Annotated in this window: 17 protein-coding genes; 9 read left to right on the top strand and 8 right to left on the bottom strand. The window is 37.3% G+C overall.

The window, feature by feature from the left end; translation table 11 throughout:
- Nucleotides 1–18: 18 nt before the first annotated feature.
- A complete protein-coding gene (locus tag GGR08_RS00405; protein ID WP_183193448.1) occupies nucleotides 19–702 on the top strand; it encodes a VUT family protein in 684 nt (227 codons plus the stop codon).
- Between the two features lie 1397 nt (nucleotides 703–2099).
- Here the strand turns inward: GGR08_RS00405 and cobT are convergent.
- The 3 genes from cobT to GGR08_RS00390 all read right to left on the bottom strand — a co-directional run bounded on the left by cobT (nucleotide 2100) and on the right by GGR08_RS00390 (nucleotide 5815).
- Nucleotides 2100–3992, bottom strand: a complete 1893-nt coding sequence (cobT, locus tag GGR08_RS00400) for a cobaltochelatase subunit CobT (RefSeq protein WP_183193447.1) — start codon at nucleotides 3990–3992, stop codon at nucleotides 2100–2102.
- Between the two features lie 15 nt (nucleotides 3993–4007).
- Nucleotides 4008–4988, bottom strand: coding sequence for a cobaltochelatase subunit CobS (gene cobS / locus GGR08_RS00395; RefSeq protein WP_183193446.1), 981 nt, complete (start codon nucleotides 4986–4988; stop codon nucleotides 4008–4010).
- Nucleotides 4989–5194: 206 nt separating this feature from the next.
- Nucleotides 5195–5815 (bottom strand): J domain-containing protein, encoded by a 621-nt coding sequence (locus tag GGR08_RS00390; RefSeq protein WP_183193445.1) that lies wholly within the window; start codon nucleotides 5813–5815, stop codon nucleotides 5195–5197.
- Nucleotides 5816–5939: 124 nt separating this feature from the next.
- Here GGR08_RS00390 and GGR08_RS00385 point away from each other — a divergent pair, with 124 nt between their 5' ends.
- Nucleotides 5940–6212 (top strand): BolA family protein, encoded by a 273-nt coding sequence (locus GGR08_RS00385; protein ID WP_183193444.1) that lies wholly within the window; start codon nucleotides 5940–5942, stop codon nucleotides 6210–6212.
- Between the two features lie 20 nt (nucleotides 6213–6232).
- On the opposite strand, the gene GGR08_RS00380 is transcribed toward GGR08_RS00385, so the two are convergent.
- Both GGR08_RS00380 and GGR08_RS00375 read right to left on the bottom strand, forming a co-directional pair.
- Nucleotides 6233–7201, bottom strand: coding sequence for a tyrosine recombinase XerC (locus GGR08_RS00380; RefSeq protein WP_183193443.1), 969 nt, complete (start codon nucleotides 7199–7201; stop codon nucleotides 6233–6235).
- 3 nt (nucleotides 7202–7204) lie between these two features.
- Entirely contained in the window at nucleotides 7205–8026 is an 822-nt protein-coding gene (locus GGR08_RS00375; protein WP_183193442.1) for a SapC family protein, read from the bottom strand.
- Between the two features lie 131 nt (nucleotides 8027–8157).
- Between GGR08_RS00375 and rimM the strand changes: the two genes are divergently transcribed.
- From rimM to GGR08_RS00340, 7 genes are all read left to right on the top strand, one after another.
- Complete coding sequence (gene rimM / locus GGR08_RS00370; protein WP_183193441.1) at nucleotides 8158–8715, top strand: ribosome maturation factor RimM; 558 nt, start codon at nucleotides 8158–8160, stop codon at nucleotides 8713–8715.
- 284 nt (nucleotides 8716–8999) lie between these two features.
- Nucleotides 9000–9698, top strand: a complete 699-nt coding sequence (gene trmD / locus GGR08_RS00365; protein ID WP_183193635.1) for a tRNA (guanosine(37)-N1)-methyltransferase TrmD — start codon at nucleotides 9000–9002, stop codon at nucleotides 9696–9698.
- Between the two features lie 211 nt (nucleotides 9699–9909).
- Entirely contained in the window at nucleotides 9910–10350 is a 441-nt protein-coding gene (gene rplS, locus GGR08_RS00360) for a 50S ribosomal protein L19 (protein WP_183193440.1), read from the top strand.
- A gap of 452 nt (nucleotides 10351–10802) precedes the next feature.
- A complete protein-coding gene (gene sdhC, locus GGR08_RS00355; protein ID WP_183193439.1) occupies nucleotides 10803–11204 on the top strand; it encodes a succinate dehydrogenase, cytochrome b556 subunit in 402 nt (133 codons plus the stop codon).
- A gap of 18 nt (nucleotides 11205–11222) precedes the next feature.
- Complete coding sequence (gene sdhD / locus GGR08_RS00350) at nucleotides 11223–11609, top strand: succinate dehydrogenase, hydrophobic membrane anchor protein (protein WP_183193438.1); 387 nt, start codon at nucleotides 11223–11225, stop codon at nucleotides 11607–11609.
- A 6-nt stretch (nucleotides 11610–11615) separates the two neighbouring features.
- A complete protein-coding gene (gene sdhA / locus GGR08_RS00345; RefSeq protein ID WP_183193437.1) occupies nucleotides 11616–13460 on the top strand; it encodes a succinate dehydrogenase flavoprotein subunit in 1845 nt (614 codons plus the stop codon).
- 13 nt (nucleotides 13461–13473) lie between these two features.
- Nucleotides 13474–14253, top strand: a complete 780-nt coding sequence (locus tag GGR08_RS00340; protein WP_183193436.1) for a succinate dehydrogenase iron-sulfur subunit — start codon at nucleotides 13474–13476, stop codon at nucleotides 14251–14253.
- A 3306-nt stretch (nucleotides 14254–17559) separates the two neighbouring features.
- Here GGR08_RS00340 and virB11 read toward each other — a convergent pair.
- From virB11 to virB9, 3 genes are read right to left on the bottom strand one after another with little or no spacing between them, the layout of a single operon-like run.
- Nucleotides 17560–18621: a P-type DNA transfer ATPase VirB11 gene (gene virB11, locus GGR08_RS00335; RefSeq protein WP_183193435.1), complete on the bottom strand. Its 1062-nt coding sequence runs from the start codon at nucleotides 18619–18621 to the stop codon at nucleotides 17560–17562.
- Nucleotides 18596–19768, bottom strand: a complete 1173-nt coding sequence (gene virB10 / locus GGR08_RS00330; protein WP_183193634.1) for a type IV secretion system protein VirB10 — start codon at nucleotides 19766–19768, stop codon at nucleotides 18596–18598. The genes virB11 and virB10 overlap by 26 nt, the downstream gene beginning before the upstream one ends.
- Entirely contained in the window at nucleotides 19768–20574 is an 807-nt protein-coding gene (gene virB9, locus GGR08_RS00325; protein ID WP_183193434.1) for a P-type conjugative transfer protein VirB9, read from the bottom strand. Before virB9 ends, virB10 begins: the two co-directional genes overlap by 1 nt.
- Nucleotides 20575–20587 lie beyond the last annotated feature (13 nt).

The following is a 20587-nucleotide window of genomic DNA, read 5'->3' as shown; positions in this document are numbered from 1 at the left end:
TTCTCTTCAGGTTAAAAAATGTCTTCAAGCGGTCCTTTATTAGAACGGAAAAAGGAAAAATATGTTGCTTTTTCTGTTTTTGCAATGTGCCTTGCTGTTACAGCTTCTAATATTTTGGTTCAATATCCGGTCTACTGGTTTGATTTGAATGACCTGTTAACTTATGGAGCTTTTACCTATCCGTTTGCTTTTTTGATCAATGATTTAACCAATCGTTTTTATGGTCCATCTGCTGCTCGGCGTGTTGTTTATATTGGTTTTTTTGTTGGCGTTTTTGTTTCTTGGATATTAGCGACGCCGCGGCTTGCAATTGCTTCTAGTGTTGCATTTTTATTTGGACAACTCCTTGATATTGTTGTTTTTACTCCTTTGCGACGAAAAACATGGTGGAAAGCACCTTTAGCAGCAGCGTTGGTTGGTTCCGCTTTGGATACAATGCTGTTTTTTGCTCTTGCTTTTTCTAACTTTTTTGCTGCTCTTGATAAGATAACAGGGTATGATGATAGTTCACTTGTGGAGAGTGTTATTTGGGGAGGGATAGATATGCCAGTTTGGCTCTCATTTGCTTTTGGCGATTTTTCGGTAAAAATTGTTATGAGCTTGTTTATGCTGATTCCTTATGGAGCAATTTTTAACATCGTGAGGTTTCTTCTTTATCTAAGTCATTCAAAGGACGATTCCTCTTTTGTTTGTAACAAGTAATGATCTTTTTGTTTTCCTAACCAGAAAATTGCGCGCTCTGCTTTGTATAGCACGTTGTTTATACTGATACTTTAACACTTGCCAACTTGAGTGAAAACTTCAGCACAGGATGCGTTTCTTATTTCAAAATTCTCTTGTGTGGGAGTAATAAAAAAATTATTTGTTTGTCCTTCACGAGAAGGGGGAGAGGTAAAAATTGTTTGAAACGCGGTTAGATAGGCTTCTTAAAAATAATCCGATGTGAGAAAAGTTGTAACTGGTGCTCATTAGTAGATTGATTTAAAATTATAATTCGTACTTTCTATTTGAGTGAAAAAGCCTAATATTATATTTACACATTTTAAATACTCTTATCATGAAAATCATTTTCTGGCTATGTTAGAAGAGCAATTGTGGACAACATCACTTGAGAAAGGATTAAAATATTTCTTATGAAGAGCTTTAATGCAATAGAAGTGCAATACCAGGCGCTGGAGGTGTGTCTTGACTTATCTGAAATATTAGAAGTTGAAAGATAGGATTCTTCTTTTGGTTTTGCAGCTTGTAAAGGTCAAGAATTATTCCGGATTTTGCATTATGCCAGCTATAGACGTTGTCGTGAAACAGGTTTGGAAGCAAGGTAGAATGTTTCTTAAAGTAGGAGTACGAATAAGCGATATAAGGGTGTGCTATTTTTCGTGAATGAAGCGATATTCTTTTTTTTCGTGTTTTTTCTTATATTTTATGTGAGTAAAGGCTTTTTTTATCAATAAGATGGGAGTTTATGTTGATAGTTCACTCAGGTAAAGTACTGTTTTGAGAAGGTTGGGAGGCAGTTTGGCTTTCGATAGATTTTGGTGATTTTTCGGTAAAAGTTGCTATGAGGCCATTGCTGTTGATTCTTTTGTAGAATAGTTTTTAGTGTTTAAAATATCTTCTTTGGATGATGCTTCTTTTGTGTATAATAAATACAACTTTTAACTTCTCGTTTTATTTAAGGTAAAAGATAGCGCGTTATGTTTTCTGTTAGAGCAGAATTTTATTGCCATGTTTAGTAGAGGTATTTTTCCAGATATGTGTATCTCAATATCTAAATTTAGGGAAATAACACAACAGAGAGACGTGTTTAGTCTTTTAAATTTAATTGTACTCTAGAATATGATTGTAACTGGGGAATTCCAAGCAAAGTTTTATCAGCTGCAATAAAACCAGAAAGTAAAAATAAATTCATTATAATTTTTAAAGATGCATAAAACATTTCTTTTAGAATTCATAATGTATTACGTAAAGTCGGAGTTTTCTTAAAGTTTGATATTCAATCTGTAGCGTTATCTTCTCAGGTGGTTAGCCATAAAATTCCAATGGCTTAATGATAGAATTCAGCTTTTAAATGTAACAGTTGCTGATTCTAGGCAGGCTTATTTCATATAAATATGAGGCATTTTATCACTAAAAAGTATTTCTAATTGTTTTGTTATGGCGTCGGCGAGTTCTTCAGCATTCATAATTGTTACAGCGCGTTGATAATAACGTGTGACGTCATGACCAATTCCAATGGCAATAAGTTCGATAGGGGAATGTGTTTGGATTTCTTGAATCACTGCGCATAAATGTTTTTCCAAATAATTGCTGGAGTTGACTGATAGTGTTGAATCATCAACAGGAGCACCATCAGAAATTACCATAAGAATACGACGTTGTTCACGTCGTGATAAAAGACGCTGATGAGCCCAAATCAAAGCTTCTCCGTCAATATTTTCTTTTAATAATCCTTCTTGCATCATCAAACCTAAATTGCACCGTGCTCGACGCCATGGGGTATCAGCACTTTTATAGATGATATGACACAAATCATTAAGGCGTCCAGGATGATTAGGTTTATGTTGCTCGAGCCATTTTTCTCGTGATTTCCCCCCTTTCCAAGTTTTAGTGGTAAAACCTAAAATTTCAACTTTGACACCACAACGTTCAAGAGTTTGGGCCAAAATATCGGCACAACTTGCAGCAACGCTAATGGGGCGTCCGCGCATTGAGCCAGAATTGTCAAGGAGGAGTGAAACAACTGTGTCCCGAAATTGGGTAGTGCTTTCCATTTTAAAAGAAAGAGGTTGCATGGGATCAATAATCAGGCGTGGAAGCTGTGTTGTATCGAGATATCCTTCTTCAAGGTTAAAGTTCCAGTTGCGGTTTTGTTGTGCCATAAGGCGGCGTTGGAGGCGGTTTGCTAAACGTCCAACAATGTTTTGAAGATGATAGATTTGCTTATCAAGAGAACGACGTAAGTGATCTAACTCATTTTCAGAACAAAAATCTGTCGCTTCCAAGATTTCATCAAATTGACGGGTGAATATTTTATAATCAGCAAGTTTTTCCATTTGTTCCAAAACGGAAAAAAAATGCTTGGGTTTGCATGATTTTTCTTTCCAAGGTCCACTTTTTTGCTCGACATCAGCTTGATCATTGTTGTTTAATTGTGTTGCTTGTGTTTTTCCTTCATCTTGCATATCATTTTCTTGTTCAGTGCCCGTTTGTTCTTTACTTTGAGTATGTTTTTTGTTTTTACCTTCTGCTTGGTCTTGAGGTTCACATGCGTTTTTTAATTTTTTATTGTTTTCATTGGCAGAAGCTTTATCTTGTTGCACTGTCAGTTTGAGTGTAGCAAGCATTTGGCGAACGATTTGCGCAAAAGCCTTTTGATTGTAAATATGATGTGTGAGTTCATTGAGTTGTGCTGCGGCTTTTTGTTCAAGCTCTTGACGCCACAATTCCACGACAGGACCTGCTTCTCTTGGGGCAGTACGTTTTGTTATTTTTTCGCGCAATAAAAGTGCAATCGCTTCTTGGATGGGGGCTTCGCTTTGGTTACTAATCTTATGATAATGGGCTCTTTTGTATTTATCGGCGAGCATGACATCAAGGTTTTTTGCAAGTCCCTCCATCGCTAAAGTGCCGATTGCTTCAACACGTGTTTGTTCGAGGGCGTCAAAAATAGCTTGTGATTCTGATCCTAGCGGAGAAAATTGCATGTGAATTCGGTTATCATGCCATGCTTTGCGCAGAGCCATGGAATCACCTAATCCGCGAGTAATTGTGATATCTTTATCCGTTACGTGTTGGGGTAATTCCGGTAAACGTGCACAATTTTCGCTCAAAGATGGCCTATTGGAACTAAAAGAAACTTCTAGGTGGGGTGTCCTAGAAATTGCACGCATACAGGTGGAAATAGCTTTCTGAAAAGCTTTCTTATCAAAATTTTTGGGTGAAGAGTTATTTGAAAGATTTTTGCTATTGTCGCCAAGGTTAATAGCCATGGTTGACATACTCCTCTAGGATAACACTTCCTGCATGAGTGATTCAGGAAGCTCTTGTCCAAAGGCGCGTTGATAAAATTCTGCGACAGTAGCACGTTCGAGTTCATCACATTTATTGAGAAAAGTTAAGCGGAAGGCAAAACTGACATCTTGAAAAATTGTCGTATTTTCTGCCCAAGTAATGACAGTACGCGGACTCATAACAGTTGAAAGATCGCCATTGATAAAAGATTGACGTATCATATCAGCAACATGAACCATTTGTGAAATTATCTTTTTTCCCTCAGTTGTTTGAAAAGATTTGACCTTTGAGCAAACGATATCAACCTCCTTGTCATGGGGTAAATAATTTAATATTGTGACAATAGACCAGCGGTCCATTTGAGCTTGGTTGATTTGTTGGGTACCATGATAGAGACCAGTTGTATCGCCAAGACCAATGGTATTTGCTGTGGCAAAAAGACGGAATGCTGGATGTGGAGAGATTACACGGCTTTGATCAAGTAAGCTTAGTTTTCCAGAAGTTTCAAGAACGCGTTGGATGACAAACATAACATCGGGACGCCCTGCATCATATTCGTCAAAGACAAGAGCAATATTATTTTGGTAAGCCCATGGCAAAATGCCTTCTTTAAATTCAGTGATTTGTAAGCCATCTTTTAAAATGATAGCGTCTTTACCTATAAGATCAATACGACTTACATGACTGTCGAGATTAATGCGAAGACAAGGCCAGTTGAGACGTGCAGCAACTTGTTCAATATGCGTTGATTTCCCTGTACCGTGATAGCCGGAAACCATGACACGGCGGTTAAAGGTAAAGCCTGCGAGAACCGCTAAAGTTGTTTGCTGATCAAAAAGATAATCGGGATCGATATCAGGGACATGAGGGCTTTTTGTGCTAAAAGCAGGAATTTTCATATTTGTCTCAATATGAAATAAATCGCGAGCGCAAAGCGTAATATCGGGCAAATTTTCAGTGGTAAGATTTTTCATTGTATTTTTGGAAGAGAAAGGACGCTATTTATTCATTAGAAGACGATACAAGAGTTAGAGCATTTATGCAATGCTCTATAATAAGAACGAGCGCCTTAAATCCAAAGGAAGAATCTGCTTATATATTTTATAATGTTTTGAAAAAACAGTATCCTGTGCAAATAATGATAGTTTAAATGAGAATGAATTCGTAAAAGTATATATTTTTAGCACAAACCTGTCTTTTTCAGCAAGTTATAAGCATGCAAAACATCACGAAAGCGCTCTTCTGAAGCACGATTACCACCATTGGTATCAGGATGGTGTTTTTTTACCAATTCTTTATATTTCATTTTGATATCTTCTGCTGAAGCGTTTGCTTTTAATCCCAATGTATCAAAAGCTTTTGCTTCTAAGGGCTTTAATTTTCGTGAGAAATTATTTTTTGAATGCTGTTGCGTAAAAAGCGTAAAAGGATCGCGCATACGATTTTGATAGGCAGCTGTTCCAGAGCGAATTTTTGCATAATTAGCGGCTGTTGTTTTTGATGTACCATTGCTCAGATCTGTAGGCCATGTTGGTCTATGACCTGTGAGAGCATCCTTTTGGAATTTTGCAATATCTTTATTGCTAAGACCAGAGAAGTAATTAAAATTTTTATTATAGGCACGTACGTGTTCAAGACAAAAATAGAGATATTGCCCTTCATGATTTCGACCTGCCGGTGCTTTATGGGTTCCTGTTTTTTTACAACCTTCCCATTGACACTGCTGAGCTTCTGGCTCAGCTTTTTGTTTTTTATTTGAGCTTATGCGAATTGAATCGAATAATTTAGATGTGATTGTCATATTATTGGTTTATGCAAAATTGATTAATTTTACAAGAATTGACTTTTGAAAAATTTGTTTTCGCACTTAATTTGATTATAAAAAAGGTATATTATTACGCTTTCATTTTATTAAGGAATGAAAAATGTATATAGAAACAATAATCAAGAGAAAGCTTCAGGATGCTTTTCATCCGCAAAAACTTGAGGTGATTAACGAAAGTCATCTTCATGAGGGACATCCCCATAATGAACATGCTTTTGATGGGAAAGGGGAAACTCATTTTCGAGTGAAAATTTTATCTTCTTCTTTTTCAGACATGACGCGCGTAGAAATACATCGAGCGATTTATAAAGTTTTACAAGAAGAGTTAGCTACTTGTGTTCATGCTTTGGCACTTGAGGTTCAAACTCCTTAAATTTTTTCGATGAGGAGCTTTTATGAACGGGGATGTGCCTTTTGATAAATTTTTAACAAATGATCTGTATCAACATGGGTATAGGTTTGTGTAGTGGAAAGACTAGCATGCCCAAGAAGTTCTTGAATTGTGCGCAAATCTCCCCCCCGTGATAAAAGATGAGTGGCAAAAGAATGGCGCAGTGTGTGAGGTGTGGCAGTTTCTGGTAAACCAAGGCTTGTACGTAAATTACGTACAGTTTTCTGAATAATGGCAGGTTGTAGGGGGCCACCTCGCGCACCACGAAAGATGGGCTGGTTGTCTCTTAAAGGATATGGGCAACATTTGAGATAATTTTGTACGGTTTCGTAAACAATTTTTATAAGAGGAACAAGGCGTGTTTTGCCTCCTTTCCCAGTTATAAATAAACTCGTTTTTTCAGGATCAGAAAATTGTTCTGGTGTGAGGCTTAAGGCTTCTGATATTCGCAGTCCACAGCCATAAAGAAGTATAAGGACAGCTGCATTGCGAGCGGTAATCCAAGATTCATTTTCCAGCTGATTTTCTTGTTTAACTATGTGGAGTGCTGATTTTATGGCTAAGGGTTTTGGAAGCAATTTTGGGTGTTTGGGACTTCGAATAAGTTGAGCAGCGGGAATGTTGACAATTCCTTCGTGTGACAGGTATTTGAAAAAAGAACGGATGCCTGCTAATCCTCGGCTTAAAGAGCGAGCACTTATATTATTTGTACGCCTATAAGCAAGATAAGCACGCAAGTCACTGACGCGTAAATTAGAAAGATCTGCCAGGATTGGTATATGGCTTAAGTGTTGATAGAGAAAAGACAAAAATTGCCGCGTATCACGCTCATAGGCTTGCACTGTTTGTGCAGACAGACGACGTGTTTGTATGAGATGCTCTAACCAGTTTTTCCTTGCGTTTAAAACTGTATAGTCTGCTGGAATAAGGGGAAGATTTTCATCTTTTCTCTTGTTGTTTTTGATGGTCATTATTTAGTTGAGGGTTTCTTTCTTTTTAGATTCTTCATCGTTAGAATGACCATTTTTGTTTTGAGGTTGTTCTTCGCGATTAAGAAGTTGCTTTTCACCTTTGAGAAAGAGTATTTTTAGCAGATTATGCGTTGACATCAAGTGCGCAAAAATTAATCCTAAAAAGCCATTTTTATGAAGTTTGGCAAGTTGGCCTGCTGATAGTTTGTTCAATTTTTCTTCATCAACAACCCAAAAATGTTCTAATTGTGCTGAAAGACCTTTATCGTTTTTCACATTGATTGATTTTTGGCTTAGAAGATCCATTTCCACAAGGGCGTTGATAAACTCAGAGGTTTTTTCCATGGCGATTTTAAAACTTTCAAGAAAACGAATGCGTTCTTCCATAAAAGGAGAAATAGAACCATCGGAATTAAAAAGTTCTGTTCCTGCAACTTCGTTAAACATACCTGATTGCTGATCAAAGCATACAGAAAGTTCTTTTTCATTGCTGATTTGTGCTAGAACAAAAGGATAGCGACGGACAAAAGCAGGAACATAAGTATTGGTTTTCCAACTTTTATCAGAAGTAATGTAGTCATTTTCGCCGTTAGAAAGACCTACAAGAGCCGCGGATGTATAGTGCCGTTTTTTTTGTTCATCTTCAGCACACATAAATAAAATAGGATAGTCTAGTGCTGCTTGAAAATATTCAGTACTTGCTAAAGGAACCCAGTGAGTGTCTTTGGCAAAAGACATATCACTTGGAGGAGCAAATTTTAGCTTTTTATGGGAAACTTTGTTGATTGGGGTGATCGCTTTGTAAAATAGCATAATATTTGCCATAAGACTTCTCCTTTATTAATTGTTTTTGTTACCAAGAAAGGTCTTTTGAGAAGATTGTTTCATATGGCAACAAGGCTGAATAGAAAATTATAAGATTGAAGAGTTCATTTTTAAGAGATAATGTTTTTGCAATGGAATATAATAAAGAAAAGCTTAAAAATAAAGTCTATCTTGCCATTATTGGTATGCCTCATGGTATAAAAGGAGATGTTTTTGTTAAAATTTTAGGTGCTGAGCCACAGCGTTTCAAGTCTTACGATATTTTTTATGATGATATGGGGCGCTCTTATGAAATTGTAACTCTTCGCATTCAAAAAAATAAGGTGATTGTACATTTTAAAGGGGTAGAAAATCGTAATGCTGCTGAGGCTTTAAAAGGTATTCGGCTTTATGTGATGCGTGATCAATTAATTGATGATTTAGGTGAGGATGAGTTTTATCAAGTTGATTTAATAGGGTTGCGTGTTCAAGATTGTAAGGGGGAAGTTTTAGGTGAAGTGTGTAGTTTTTTTAATTTTGGGGCTGGTGATTTGCTTGAAATACATTTGAAGACAGGAAAAAAAGTACTTATTCCTTTTAGTAAGGCGGCAGTCCCAGAAATTTGTATAGATTCTGGTTTTCTTGTTATTGATTCCATGGCAGCTGGTTTCAACTATAGTAGAGAAAATGATAAAAGGGAAATGGTGTGAATCTAAAAAATAAAAAGTGGGAAATTTTAAGAAAGAAAATAATTCCATGCAAAAGTGTTTGGTGTTTTGATTTTTTAAACGTTGCTTGAATTTTTAGAGATGGCTTAGAAGAAATGGTCTTTAATTTTTAAAGTAGCAAGTATTGAAGAGAGAGCTAATTGAATATGGCGCAGATAAGAGATAGAGGAGATTCGTATTAACGTTATAGCGTTATTATGGTTAGTTTGTGCTGTTTTAGTTACGATACAGAGTTTGTTCGAGAAAATGAGGATGAAAAAATAAAAATGAAGTTTCAGGCGCGTGTCTTCACTCTTTATCCTGAAATGTTTCCTGGTTTTTTAGGGTATTCTTTAGCAGGGAAAGCTTTAGAGCGCGGAATTTGGTCACTTGAGACAGTGCAGATTAGAGATTTTGCTTTTGATAAACACCATAGTGTTGATGATACACCAGCTGGTGGAGGGGCTGGTATGGTGATGCGAGCAGATGTATTGGCAGCTGCACTTGATAGTTATCCACAGGATTCGCCAAGATTGTTGATGAGTCCACGTGGGCACTCTTTTGATCAAGCTCATGCGCGTAGCTTGGCGCGTAATTCAGGAGTGACATTGGTTTGTGGACGTTTTGAGGGTGTTGATGAGCGGATTATAGAAGCACGGGAATTAGAAGAAGTTTCTATTGGTGATTATATTCTTTCAGGGGGTGAAACAGCTGCACTGGTTATCTTAGATGCTATTATACGTCTTCTTCCCGGAGTGATGGGGAATAAGGTTTCTGCAAAGTGTGAAAGTTTTGAAAATGGTTTGCTAGAACATCCGCAATATACGCGCCCTTCGCTTTTCGAAGGACGGGGCATTCCGCCCGTGTTGACCTCAGGTCATCACAAAGCGATTGCAGATTGGCGTCAACAGCAAGCTGAGTTCTTGACGCGTCAACGTCGCCCTGATCTTTATGCGCGTTATGATAAAAAATATCAGAAAACTTGATTCATAGGATAAGGTGGTGTATTGCATAGCCCTCTATGTTTAGAGAGTTTTTTATAAAAGGTTTTCTGGAGTCCCAAAATTAAAATGAAAGAATGGTGTATTCGCTCCTGTGTAAGGTTTAGCTTAAAGAGCTCTTTTATCTTAATAAAGGCTTTTTAGATAAGAGGTGAGCGCTCTGACTGTTCGATGAAGAATATGAAGGATAAAAGACATGAATATTATCGCACAGCTTGAAGCTGAACAATGTGCAAAAATTGAAGAAAAGCGTCAATTTCCAGCCTTTCAGCCAGGAGACACAGTCCGTGTCCTAGTGCGTGTGACAGAAGGTACACGGACGCGTGTTCAGGCTTATGAAGGTGTTTGTATTGCTCGTTCAGGCGGTGGGTTGAATGAGACCTTTACAGTACGTAAGATTTCCTATGGTGAAGGGGTGGAACGGGTATTTCCTGTTTATTCTCCTTTGATTGAAGGGGTTGAGCTTGTGCGCCGTGGTAAAGTACGTCGTGCAAAACTCTATTATCTTCGTGGTTTGAAAGGTAAAGCTGCGCGTATCGCTGAAAAAAGAGAGTATCGGAAAAAAGTTGAGAAAATTGTTGAAAGAGTAGAAGAAACACCTGTAAGCACGGATGTTGAAGTGCAATCTGCTGAGTAAAAATTATATCGGCTCAACTTTATGCAAAGGCGCCTTTTATACCGCATGTCGAATCTTTCCTGATTTGTTTGGTTATGAAAAGACTTGGAAGAGGTATAAGAATATTTAATCTATCAGTTTTCTTCATTATTAATGGGTCGTAGCATTGCGTACATCATGGATATTCAAGAGTACCATCATAGTTTGAGAAAATGTCGATTTATAATTGAGAAAAGATGTTAGACCTTTGACGTGAAGGTAAAATTGTATTAGATTAAGGCGAGTTTTTCGGATTGTATCTATAGAGTAATCGGTTTTTTTTATGCGTGACCTTTAATCCGTTATTTAAGACAACCGACCTGTAATATTGGTATTTTGAGATGCCAAACAAGTAAGAACGAGATAATATTTTGAGCGTTTTATGCGTTCCTCTCGTTCATTGTGGTTGCAGTAGAACCAGGTCAGGATATTTTATGACAGAGACAACTAGGATAAAAGAGCGCCCCCGTTCCCCTCATATAAGTATTTATCGTTGGGCAATAACTATGGCCATGTCCATTGCTCATCGCATGACGGGTGTGGCACTTTATGTTGGTATGGTCTTTCTTGCTGTTTGGTTAATCGCTATTGCGTGTGGGGAGGAAGCATTCAGAACAGTTTACGACATTTATGGTTCTTGGTTTGGTTTATGTGTCTTGTTTCTTTATACTTTGGTAGGCGTTCATCACATGGTTGGTGGTATTCGACACATTGTTTGGGATGTGAGTCCTTGCCTTTTGGCAAAAGAAAAGGCAACCGTCATTGCTTGGGCGACAGTCTTTATTTCTCTTATTATTACTTTTGTAATTTGGATTATTGGATATAGTGTTGTTTAGCAGGGGGTGAAAAGGGATATGAAAAAAGACTTTCGAACAGAACTTGGGAAAGTACGGGGCTTGGGGAGTGTTCATGAAGGAACAGAGCATTTTTGGCTACAGCGTTTGACAGGGTTTGTTAATCTGCCGCTTTTGATATTTTTTATTGTTCTTATTCTTTCGCTTGTGGGCAAGGACTATAGTTTTGTACGTGCACGGCTTGCACATCCTGTTGTTGCTATTCTGATGGGATTGATGACTGTTTCGGTTCTGTATCATATGAAACTTGGTATGCAGGTGGTGATTGAAGATTATGTTCCGCGTGAAGGTTTCCGAATATTCTTTTTAATATTAAATATTGTGTTTTGTTTTTTTATAGGTGGTGTCATTATCTTTTCTCTTTTGAAAATTGCATTAGGGGGGTAAGCAAATATGGTGGGTACAGGATCGTTTCTGGGTGCTAAGGCAGGTAATGCTCCTTATCGCACTGTAGATCATAAATTTGATGTTGTCGTTGTAGGGGCAGGTGGTGCTGGTTTGCGTGCAACCCTTGGTATGGCAGAACAAGGATTAAAAACAGCTTGTATCACAAAGGTTTTTCCAACTCGCTCACATACGGTCGCAGCACAAGGCGGTATTGCCGCATCGCTTTCAAATATGGGGCCTGATAATTGGCAGTGGCATTTATATGATACCGTGAAAGGTTCTGATTGGTTGGGTGATACCGATGCAATGGAATATTTGGTGCGGAATGCACCTGCTGCTGTATACGAATTAGAGCATTATGGAGTTCCTTTTTCGCGAACGCAAGAAGGAAAAATTTATCAGCGTCCTTTTGGTGGACATACAACACAATTTGGTGAAGGTCCACCTGTTCAACGTACTTGTGCAGCAGCTGATCGGACAGGCCACGCCATTTTGCATACGCTTTATGGACAAAGCTTAAAACATAATGCGCAATTTTTTATTGAATATTTTGCACTCGATCTCATCATGACAGATGGCGTTTGTACCGGGGTTGTTGCGTGGAATCTCGATGATGGTACAATACACTGTTTTTCTGCCAAAATGGTTGTTCTTGCAACCGGTGGTTATGGACGAGCTTATTTTTCTGCGACATCAGCGCATACCTGTACGGGTGATGGTGGTGGGATGATCGTACGTGCTGGATTGCCACTTCAGGATATGGAATTTGTGCAATTCCATCCTACAGGTATTTATGGTTCTGGCTGCTTAATTACAGAAGGAGCTCGTGGTGAAGGGGGATATTTAATCAATTCTGAAGGGGAACGCTTTATGGAGCGTTATGCTCCTTCCTTTAAGGATTTGGCTTCACGTGATTTGGTTTCGCGTTGTATCACACTTGAAATTCGTGAAGGACGTGGCGTTGGACCTAAGAAGGACCATATTCATTTGGTTCTTAACCATATTGATCCCGCAATTTTGCACGAGCGTTTACCAGGGATTTCGGAATCAGCGCGGATCTTTGCAGGTGTGGATGTAACAAAAGAACCTATCCCCATCTTGCCAACGGTACATTATAACATGGGGGGAATTCCTACTAACTACTACGGGGAAGTCCTCAATCCAACAGCTGATTCGCCTGATTGTATTCAACCAGGGTTGATGGCAGTAGGAGAAGCAGGGTGTGCTTCTGTTCATGGTGCTAATCGCTTGGGATCAAATTCATTAATTGATCTTGTGGTGTTTGGCCGTGCTGCTGCCATTCGCGCAGGTGAAGTTATTAATCGAAATGCAGAAATTCCACCGCTCAATGAAGTAGCTGTTGATGAAATTATAGCGCGTTTTGATCGTTTGCGTTTTGCACAAGGAGCGATACCAACAGCGGTATTGCGTGAAAAAATGCAACGCACAATGCAAGAAGATGCGGCAGTCTTCCGTACAGAAGATTCTTTGCAACAAGGATGTCAACGGATGGATAAAATCTGGGAAGAATTGTCTGATATTAAAGTGACAGATCGTTCCTTGATATGGAATTCTGATTTGGTTGAAACATTAGAGCTTGAAAATCTCATGGCGAATGCAATCATGACTGTTTATTCTGCGGAAGCACGTTTAGAAAGCCGTGGTGCTCATGCCCGTGAAGATTATCCAGAGCGTGATGATAAAAATTGGCGTAAACATACGCTTTCACATTTGTCAAGAGAGGGTAAGGTGATGTTATCATATCGACCTGTCCACGTGGAACCATTAACATCTGAAGCTGATGGTGGGATTGATTTAAAGCGTATTGCACCTAAAAAACGTGTTTATTAAGGGGGATTGAAATATGGTGCAAATTAAATTACCCAAGAATTCACAAGTGAAAGCGGGAAAAGTTTGGCCAAAACCTGAAGATGCTAAAAAACTGACAGAATTTCACGTTTATCGTTGGTCGCCTGATGATGAGGAAAACCCTCGTCTGGATACTTATTACGTAGATCGGTCCGCTTGTGGTCCAATGATTCTTGATGGACTTTTGTTTATTAAGAATCATATTGATCCGACTTTGACATTTCGTCGCTCTTGCCGTGAAGGCATCTGTGGTTCATGTGCGATGAATATTGATGGAACCAATACATTGGCTTGTACCAAAGGTATGGATGATGTAAAATATCCCATTAAGGTATATCCTTTGCCTTCCATGCCGGTTATTAAAGATTTGGTTCCTGATTTGAAGCGCTTTTATGCGCAACACCGAGTTATTGAGCCTTGGTTGCAAACAGTTTCTCCTGAACCTGCAAAAGAATGGTTGCAAAGTTATTCTGACCGCCAAAAAATCGATGGTCTTTATGAGTGTATTTTGTGTGCGTGTTGTCAGACGTCATGTCCAAGTTATTGGTGGAATGGTGATCGTTATTTGGGGCCCGCTGTTTTGCTTCAAGCTTACCGCTGGATTGCAGATTCACGTGATGAGATGTGTGGTGAACGCCTTGATAATTTAGAAGATCCTTTCCGCCTTTATCGTTGCCATACAATTATGAATTGTGCACAAACTTGTCCAAAGGGATTAAATCCAGCCAAGGCAATTGCTGAGATTAAAAAACTCATGATTGAACGACGCCTTTGAAAATTTACTGATTGATGAAAATAAAGCGTAAGATAAAAAAATCATATGTACTTTTAGAGCTTTAATCTATAAAATTACATTGTCTGTTTATGAGGTATTAGTAGTTATAATTGTCTTAAAAATGAAGTAATTCTTGTAATGGCTGAGCTTAAGAAAACTGATGGGTGAATGTGAGCTGCAAAAATCGATTAATTAATGCATAGTAAAGTAACAAACAGAAAATTGTGCGTGTTTTTTTGTTCCTCTTAAGATTTAGTTGCTAAAAGTTTATTGGCCTTCCATGAGATGGTCAAAATAGTGATTGTTGCCTTTAAAAGTGCAATAGTCGTTTGGGTAAAATAAATACTTCGAGAGAGAAAAGCGTTTTATGTAAAAACAATAAAACCAATATGCTATGTGTTTTTATTAAATGCGAATCAAAATTCGCACTTTAATGCGCGATTCAATTAATCGTTTTTTATAAAAACAATTACTCTATGTGAATAGAGGGCAAAAAATAAATGCTGATGTAAATGTTATAAAAATGTTATAACGCGTGTAAGGATTCAAATAAAATACAAAGTAGTGTTCATTATGACAGTTCGTAGTTTTATGATACATTTATTATAACTATCGAAAACATTGCTGATATGCAGAGATTGGGAATTTATGATAGCATTATCACCATGCTTTAAAGATCATTTTTTATTTTAAAGATTGGATTGTTATTGCATTAAAAAGTAAAATTGATAGTTCTCAAAATTGAAGGGTGTACAATAACTATTTAATAACGATAGATTAAATCCTTAAGGGGAGAATAATTTAAAATTGTTATAATGTCATAGGTTTAAATTCATTAAAGAGCCTATAAAAAATTTTTTATAAAATACCAAATTTATAGGATTTTTTAAAAATTTATAAAACGGTAGTAAGAATTCTGGAAACATGTATTGTAAATATGGAATAAGGAATAGTTTGTAGGTTGGTTTAAGTTGAATGAATTCAATCGTAGAAAAACGTGTTTTATTTTGACGAACTTCGTAGGTGCTGATTTTATATGTTTTTAAATAGAAAAATATAGATTTCTAGGTGTAGTACCTGTTTTTTAGATAACTGAATTTCGTTTTTTACATCTATGCTTAAGAATTTTTTTAAGCAGTAAGGGTGTTTTTTGTTTTGTTTTTCAGTTTAGAGATCTTTCTTAATATGAAAGAGAATTCGATAAGTATTAACGGTATGAACAGTTATTGTTTGAGTCTTTATTCTGTTGTGCCGTAATACCATCATTTGAGGTGCGGTGATTAAAGTGGTTAAAAGGTAGAATTTCCTAGGAAAGAGAGAAAATTGTTTACAGATCGATAGGCAGGTTAAGAAGCTTTAACCTTTAGGATGGAGATAGGTTGAATCTGTTAGCCAGTTACATAAACTAGAATGAAATCCGTGCTAACGAGATTTTAATCCGGTTTGCTCTCCTGTATGTTGATAGAAAATTCACATTAAGAGGCGCTCCATGATCGGTTACAGAAAAAAATCATTGTGTGAAATCAAGCGTGTTTGCGTGCTTGTTTAGAATTTATAATGCTTTTATGATAAGGGTATACAAAATTCTGTTATGGGATCACGTAGGTTTTTTATGTTCTTGAGTTAAGAATTGTCTATATATGCTTTTTAATCTCATTTTCACGAATGATGTAAAGGATGTATACGAATGCTTGAAAGAAAATAAGCAAACGCAAGGGCAAATGTATTATTGTTGTGCTTTATAGCGCAATCTGATGGAAAGTAGACATATCTTTTTTATTTATTATTGGTAAGTTTTGTGTTTTATATCGTTGTTTTTTAAGTTGAGCGTGTGCTTTTTTTACTGTTTGTAAATCAAGAGTTAATCCTAATGCCTCTGCATGTTTGAACCAAAGATTAAGATGGTTGAGTGTTTTATGAGCAACTGTACCAACTTTATGTATCCCGATAGGTGCGAACGGATTGCATATCGCTGGTTGCGTAATCTCTGAAACGAGCAGACAGACTAATTGGGGAAGGATATAAAGTTGTAAAGGAGAGAACCAGTTTCCATCTTTTCTAGCATTTTTTCATTCAGCTTTATGACTTTCAAAGGCATCTAAAGCAATATCTTTTAAATAATGAAGATTGCTTCACGCTTTTGTTTTTCACGTTCTTTAATGAGGTCACAACCCTCAGTAAAACAGAACGCCACCCAGTTGCCAATTCACCAGCTTATTTTACGAGATATCTTGTAAAGCTTTCAAGCTCATTTCATGATGGTATCCATGAATGGTATATAAACAGCCATTGATTATGCCTATCTTGACACTTGTCAAGGCACACATCGGCATTCATTATATACTTTGCCATCTTTCATGTGGAACGGCCTTTGCCGCTTAAGATGGTTAATTAGAGGTATTTTTAGCTTTTTTTGCACAGTTTTATCCATATGGAATCTTGTTTATGATGTGTGAAGATATGGTTTTGATTGATTCAAGATAAACAGGTTTGGAATGAGAGAATCTGATGTTATTTGGGATATTCATTCAGCATGTACAACAATAAACTATCATTATCAATCAGTGTGATAGGGCTTAAAAAGGGGGATTGTAGATTTATTCTTGTAAGATTTTCGCTCTTTGAGGTGAAGAGAAGAGAGTAGGAATATTTATAATAGGGTTTTTTCTATAGATTCGTATAGGCAGCGTTCTTTAGGTGAGGGTATGCGCCAAGTTATATGGTTAGCAAGGTTTTCTTAAGAGGAATTTGATTGCTTACACAATTCGTAGAGGTTAAGGATTTTTCTTTGTCCGAAGAAGATATTGATGTGCTACGCTATTTTTTGTTACCAAGTAGAATGTAATTTGCGGAGACTAAATCGATATGACAGTCTATTTGCATTGGATTCTCTGTATCTGAAGGTTATTTGGTTAAAAAACATATTTTTTGATCATTTGAAAATAGAACTTAGAATTTTTAAATGATAAGTTTGTGTTTTTAAAGTGATAATGATTTGTGATGATCGAAAGTATTTGTTGCACTAAGCTTTTATTGATGGGTGAATTAAGATTCACCTTTTGCGCATAAAATACATATTTTTAAAAGATAAATGGAAAGAATGATTAAAGATAAGAGAATTTAGAAAGAATCTCATGTGTTTCTTGGTTTTCTTATGAATTTTCTGTCTAACTTTTTTCTTTTTTGTTCATTAAGAGTGTAAAAAATGCATGGAAGAAGCAAAGAAAAAAGGGTGGTTTTAAAATAGCCGTAACTGATTGTTACGGCTATTTTTTCTGTGTAATGTTATTAAGAGGAAAATTCCCCTTAAACAATTTTTGATTTAGCAAAAATCGGATCGTAAAAGATTTCAGAGAGTTTTCTATCTTTAAAGAATAATACTACATCAACTGTTGTGTAGAGAACGGTTTTTATCATTTCCATATCGAGTTGACGTCCTACTTCTGATCTTTTTATTAAGGTGGCACATCGTTCAAATGTTTGCAAAGCACTGTTGGCATGTGTTGTTGTAATCGATCCAGGATGACCAGTGTTTAGTGAATTAAGATATTCCCATGCTTCATTGCCTCGTAATTCAGCAAGAAAAATTCTGTCAGGCGATTGACGCATACATGCATCTAAACATTCTTCAGCTGAAACACGGCCTACATTATTACCATAAATCATATGTACATGATTGGGATGGTTGGGTAGAAAAAGCTCATGGACATCTTCAATTGTGATGATACGCTCTTCTACAGGGACCTTTTCAATTAAGGAACGGGCAAATGTTGTTTTGCCAGATCCTGTCTTTCCTGCAATGATAATGTTGCGTTTGTGAAGGATGCATTCTTCCAAAAATTCAAGAATTTTTCTATCACGTTTATGTTGCAAGAGTTGAACTTCAAATGGTTCCAACCGTGTGAAGTCTTGCTTCGATAACAAGTTATTCGCTTCTTTTCCCGTAGGTTTATTAAAACTTACGTCAGAGAAATCACTAAATGCACCTATTTCGTTAAGTTCTTCTAATGTTTTAACTAGAAGAGAATGCTTACGAATTACAAAAGAAAGAGCACCATCGATGACAGCTGGTGTTTGTATAATTGTACCACGTTGTCCGCCAGGCAATAGCACATAATTAATGCTTTTGGGAGCCATACCGTTGTAAACGATAATAGCTGTGATAAGTGTTTGCAAAAAAGCTGTGGTTAACTCTGGTACGCTATGAACCTGCCAACCTTTGAAACTTTTCGTCCATATTTCACAGGGGCGGCAGATCGATAATTCAGTGATCTCCGGATCTTCTAAAAAACGATCAAGCGGTTGCAGAAGTTGAGAAACTGCTTGATTTTTCTGTATTGAGTTAACGTGTGACGAGACTGTAGACATCGCTGAAATCCAGATCACGAGCAACAAAGATATTTACTCGTTCACCTTGGTTTTTGTAAAGTGTTGGAACAATATTGATGGAATTTTGAAGAACATCAGTCATAACCGATGTAGCATTCTGAGTAGTTTGAGATTGAATACCTTGAAGTTTTAGTTCCTCTTTATTCTCTTTATTATTTTTACTAATTTTACCTTTTACCCATTCTCCTAAATCACCGATGACACTCACCATAATTGCACCGCCAAATCGCTCCCAAAAGTGGCTGTCAATCCAACCACCGATACCTGCTTCACCAAGAGGACCTGTGCCGGGTGAGTCAAGATTGACAATAACACCAGAAGGCGTTTCAATACGCAACCATTGCACAAATACACGTGTTTGTCCTTGTTGTATGCCACTTTGGTAAAAACCAACAACTTTAGACCCACGATCGAGCAAAACAACACGACCGCTTGTGGAATAAATATCACGTGTTAAATGGCAAATAGTCATGCCCGGTTGTGATGTGATGATCTTTGTTTCCAAAGTGCAATCTATTTGTGTCCCCTGCGTAATCAAAAGGTCACGATTACGAAGTTGTACCGCCTGTGCTTGACCTAAACGCACAGGTTGGAGCTGGTCGAATAATGCGCCACTATTTCTATCATCATTTGATGTTTTATTGGTTGTCCCTGTAGATCCTTCACTACCACCACTGTTAAGACTAGAACTGAGCATGCGTTTGCGTGCTAATTCTTCAGAATCTTTGAGTATATGGGCAGGAATGGTCGTTTGAAAAAGCTTACTTAGAGCCGGTGGAATATCCAAAGTTGAGTTCTCTGTTTGCGTTAATTGCTCTTCTTCTTCTATAAGTTTTGGCTCTTCGATAACTCGAGGAGTATAATTTGGTATAATTTGCTGTACCGTTTGTTGTTGTTTCTCTTCCTCCACTTCTACAGTATTACGCATTTTAAAAGCTTTCCAAGTCAGAGCAATTGGTATTACTATTATGACAATAAGGCCTACTATTAACAATGCACGAGTGCCTGGAATCGTCGGACGGCGTTCTGAACCTAGTTCAGAGCTTCCATAGGCACCTTCAATATGTTTTTGTTTAATGTTGCCCAGTTTTGTACTTTTTTCATCTCCTTCCTTGTTGCCAAACATCATTTTCCTCCTTTATTGATACGATAAACTGCCGAAGATACGGTTCCTGTTGTGTTTGGTATGCCATTGGGGTCATAAGCTTCATTAAAAACAGCTAAAGCACGTTTACCAAGTCGTATAAGCCATTTAGGGTTAACCTTATGAACGGCGATAATATCGTTAGAATTGCCGATAACAGTGCGTGGTATTAAGCTTTCATTGCCTTCAGCATCAACGACATAAATCGATGGCATATCCATGTTAGCGGGAAACTTAAAGTAAGTAATACGCCCATTATCCCAAGCATTTATCGGAGCAATATCTAGGTGACCGCTCATAGTGTAACTAAGATTATAACCTTTTATGCCTTGGTGAAAACCACGCTCAATTGCAAGATGTTGGCTGTTCGTTTCTGATTTTTCATTGTTTGAAGCGGGATAATGAAAAGCCAATTCATAAGTCGCTCCTGCACGATCATTTCGAAACTGGAGACGAAATTTATAGCTTCGTTTATCGGTTACAATGATGAGATTAGTATTAGCAAGTTCTGCTTTTGGCTTAATAAAAATATGCCGCCCTTTATGAGCAAAGGCATAGGCTTCTGAATCACCAAAGGCATGAGTGATATATTGCTCACCTTCTTCAAGAATGATATGTGTTGCTACACCAAGAACTGTTTCAATTTGAACCACATCGGCTTCATTATAGGTTATAGATCGAATGCGGTGATCATATTGTGAATTCGATGGGCTTTTAAGTGCCTGTACAGGTACTGTGTAAAGAGAATAAAACGAAGACAGTAGAACAATGAATGCAAGTTTTTTCATAACAGTCAATTCC

It is taken from the genome of Bartonella fuyuanensis (genome assembly GCF_014197255.1).
Taxonomy (GTDB): Bacteria; Pseudomonadota; Alphaproteobacteria; order Rhizobiales; family Rhizobiaceae; genus Bartonella; species Bartonella fuyuanensis.
This window is presented reverse-complemented; position numbering and strand designations above follow the sequence as displayed.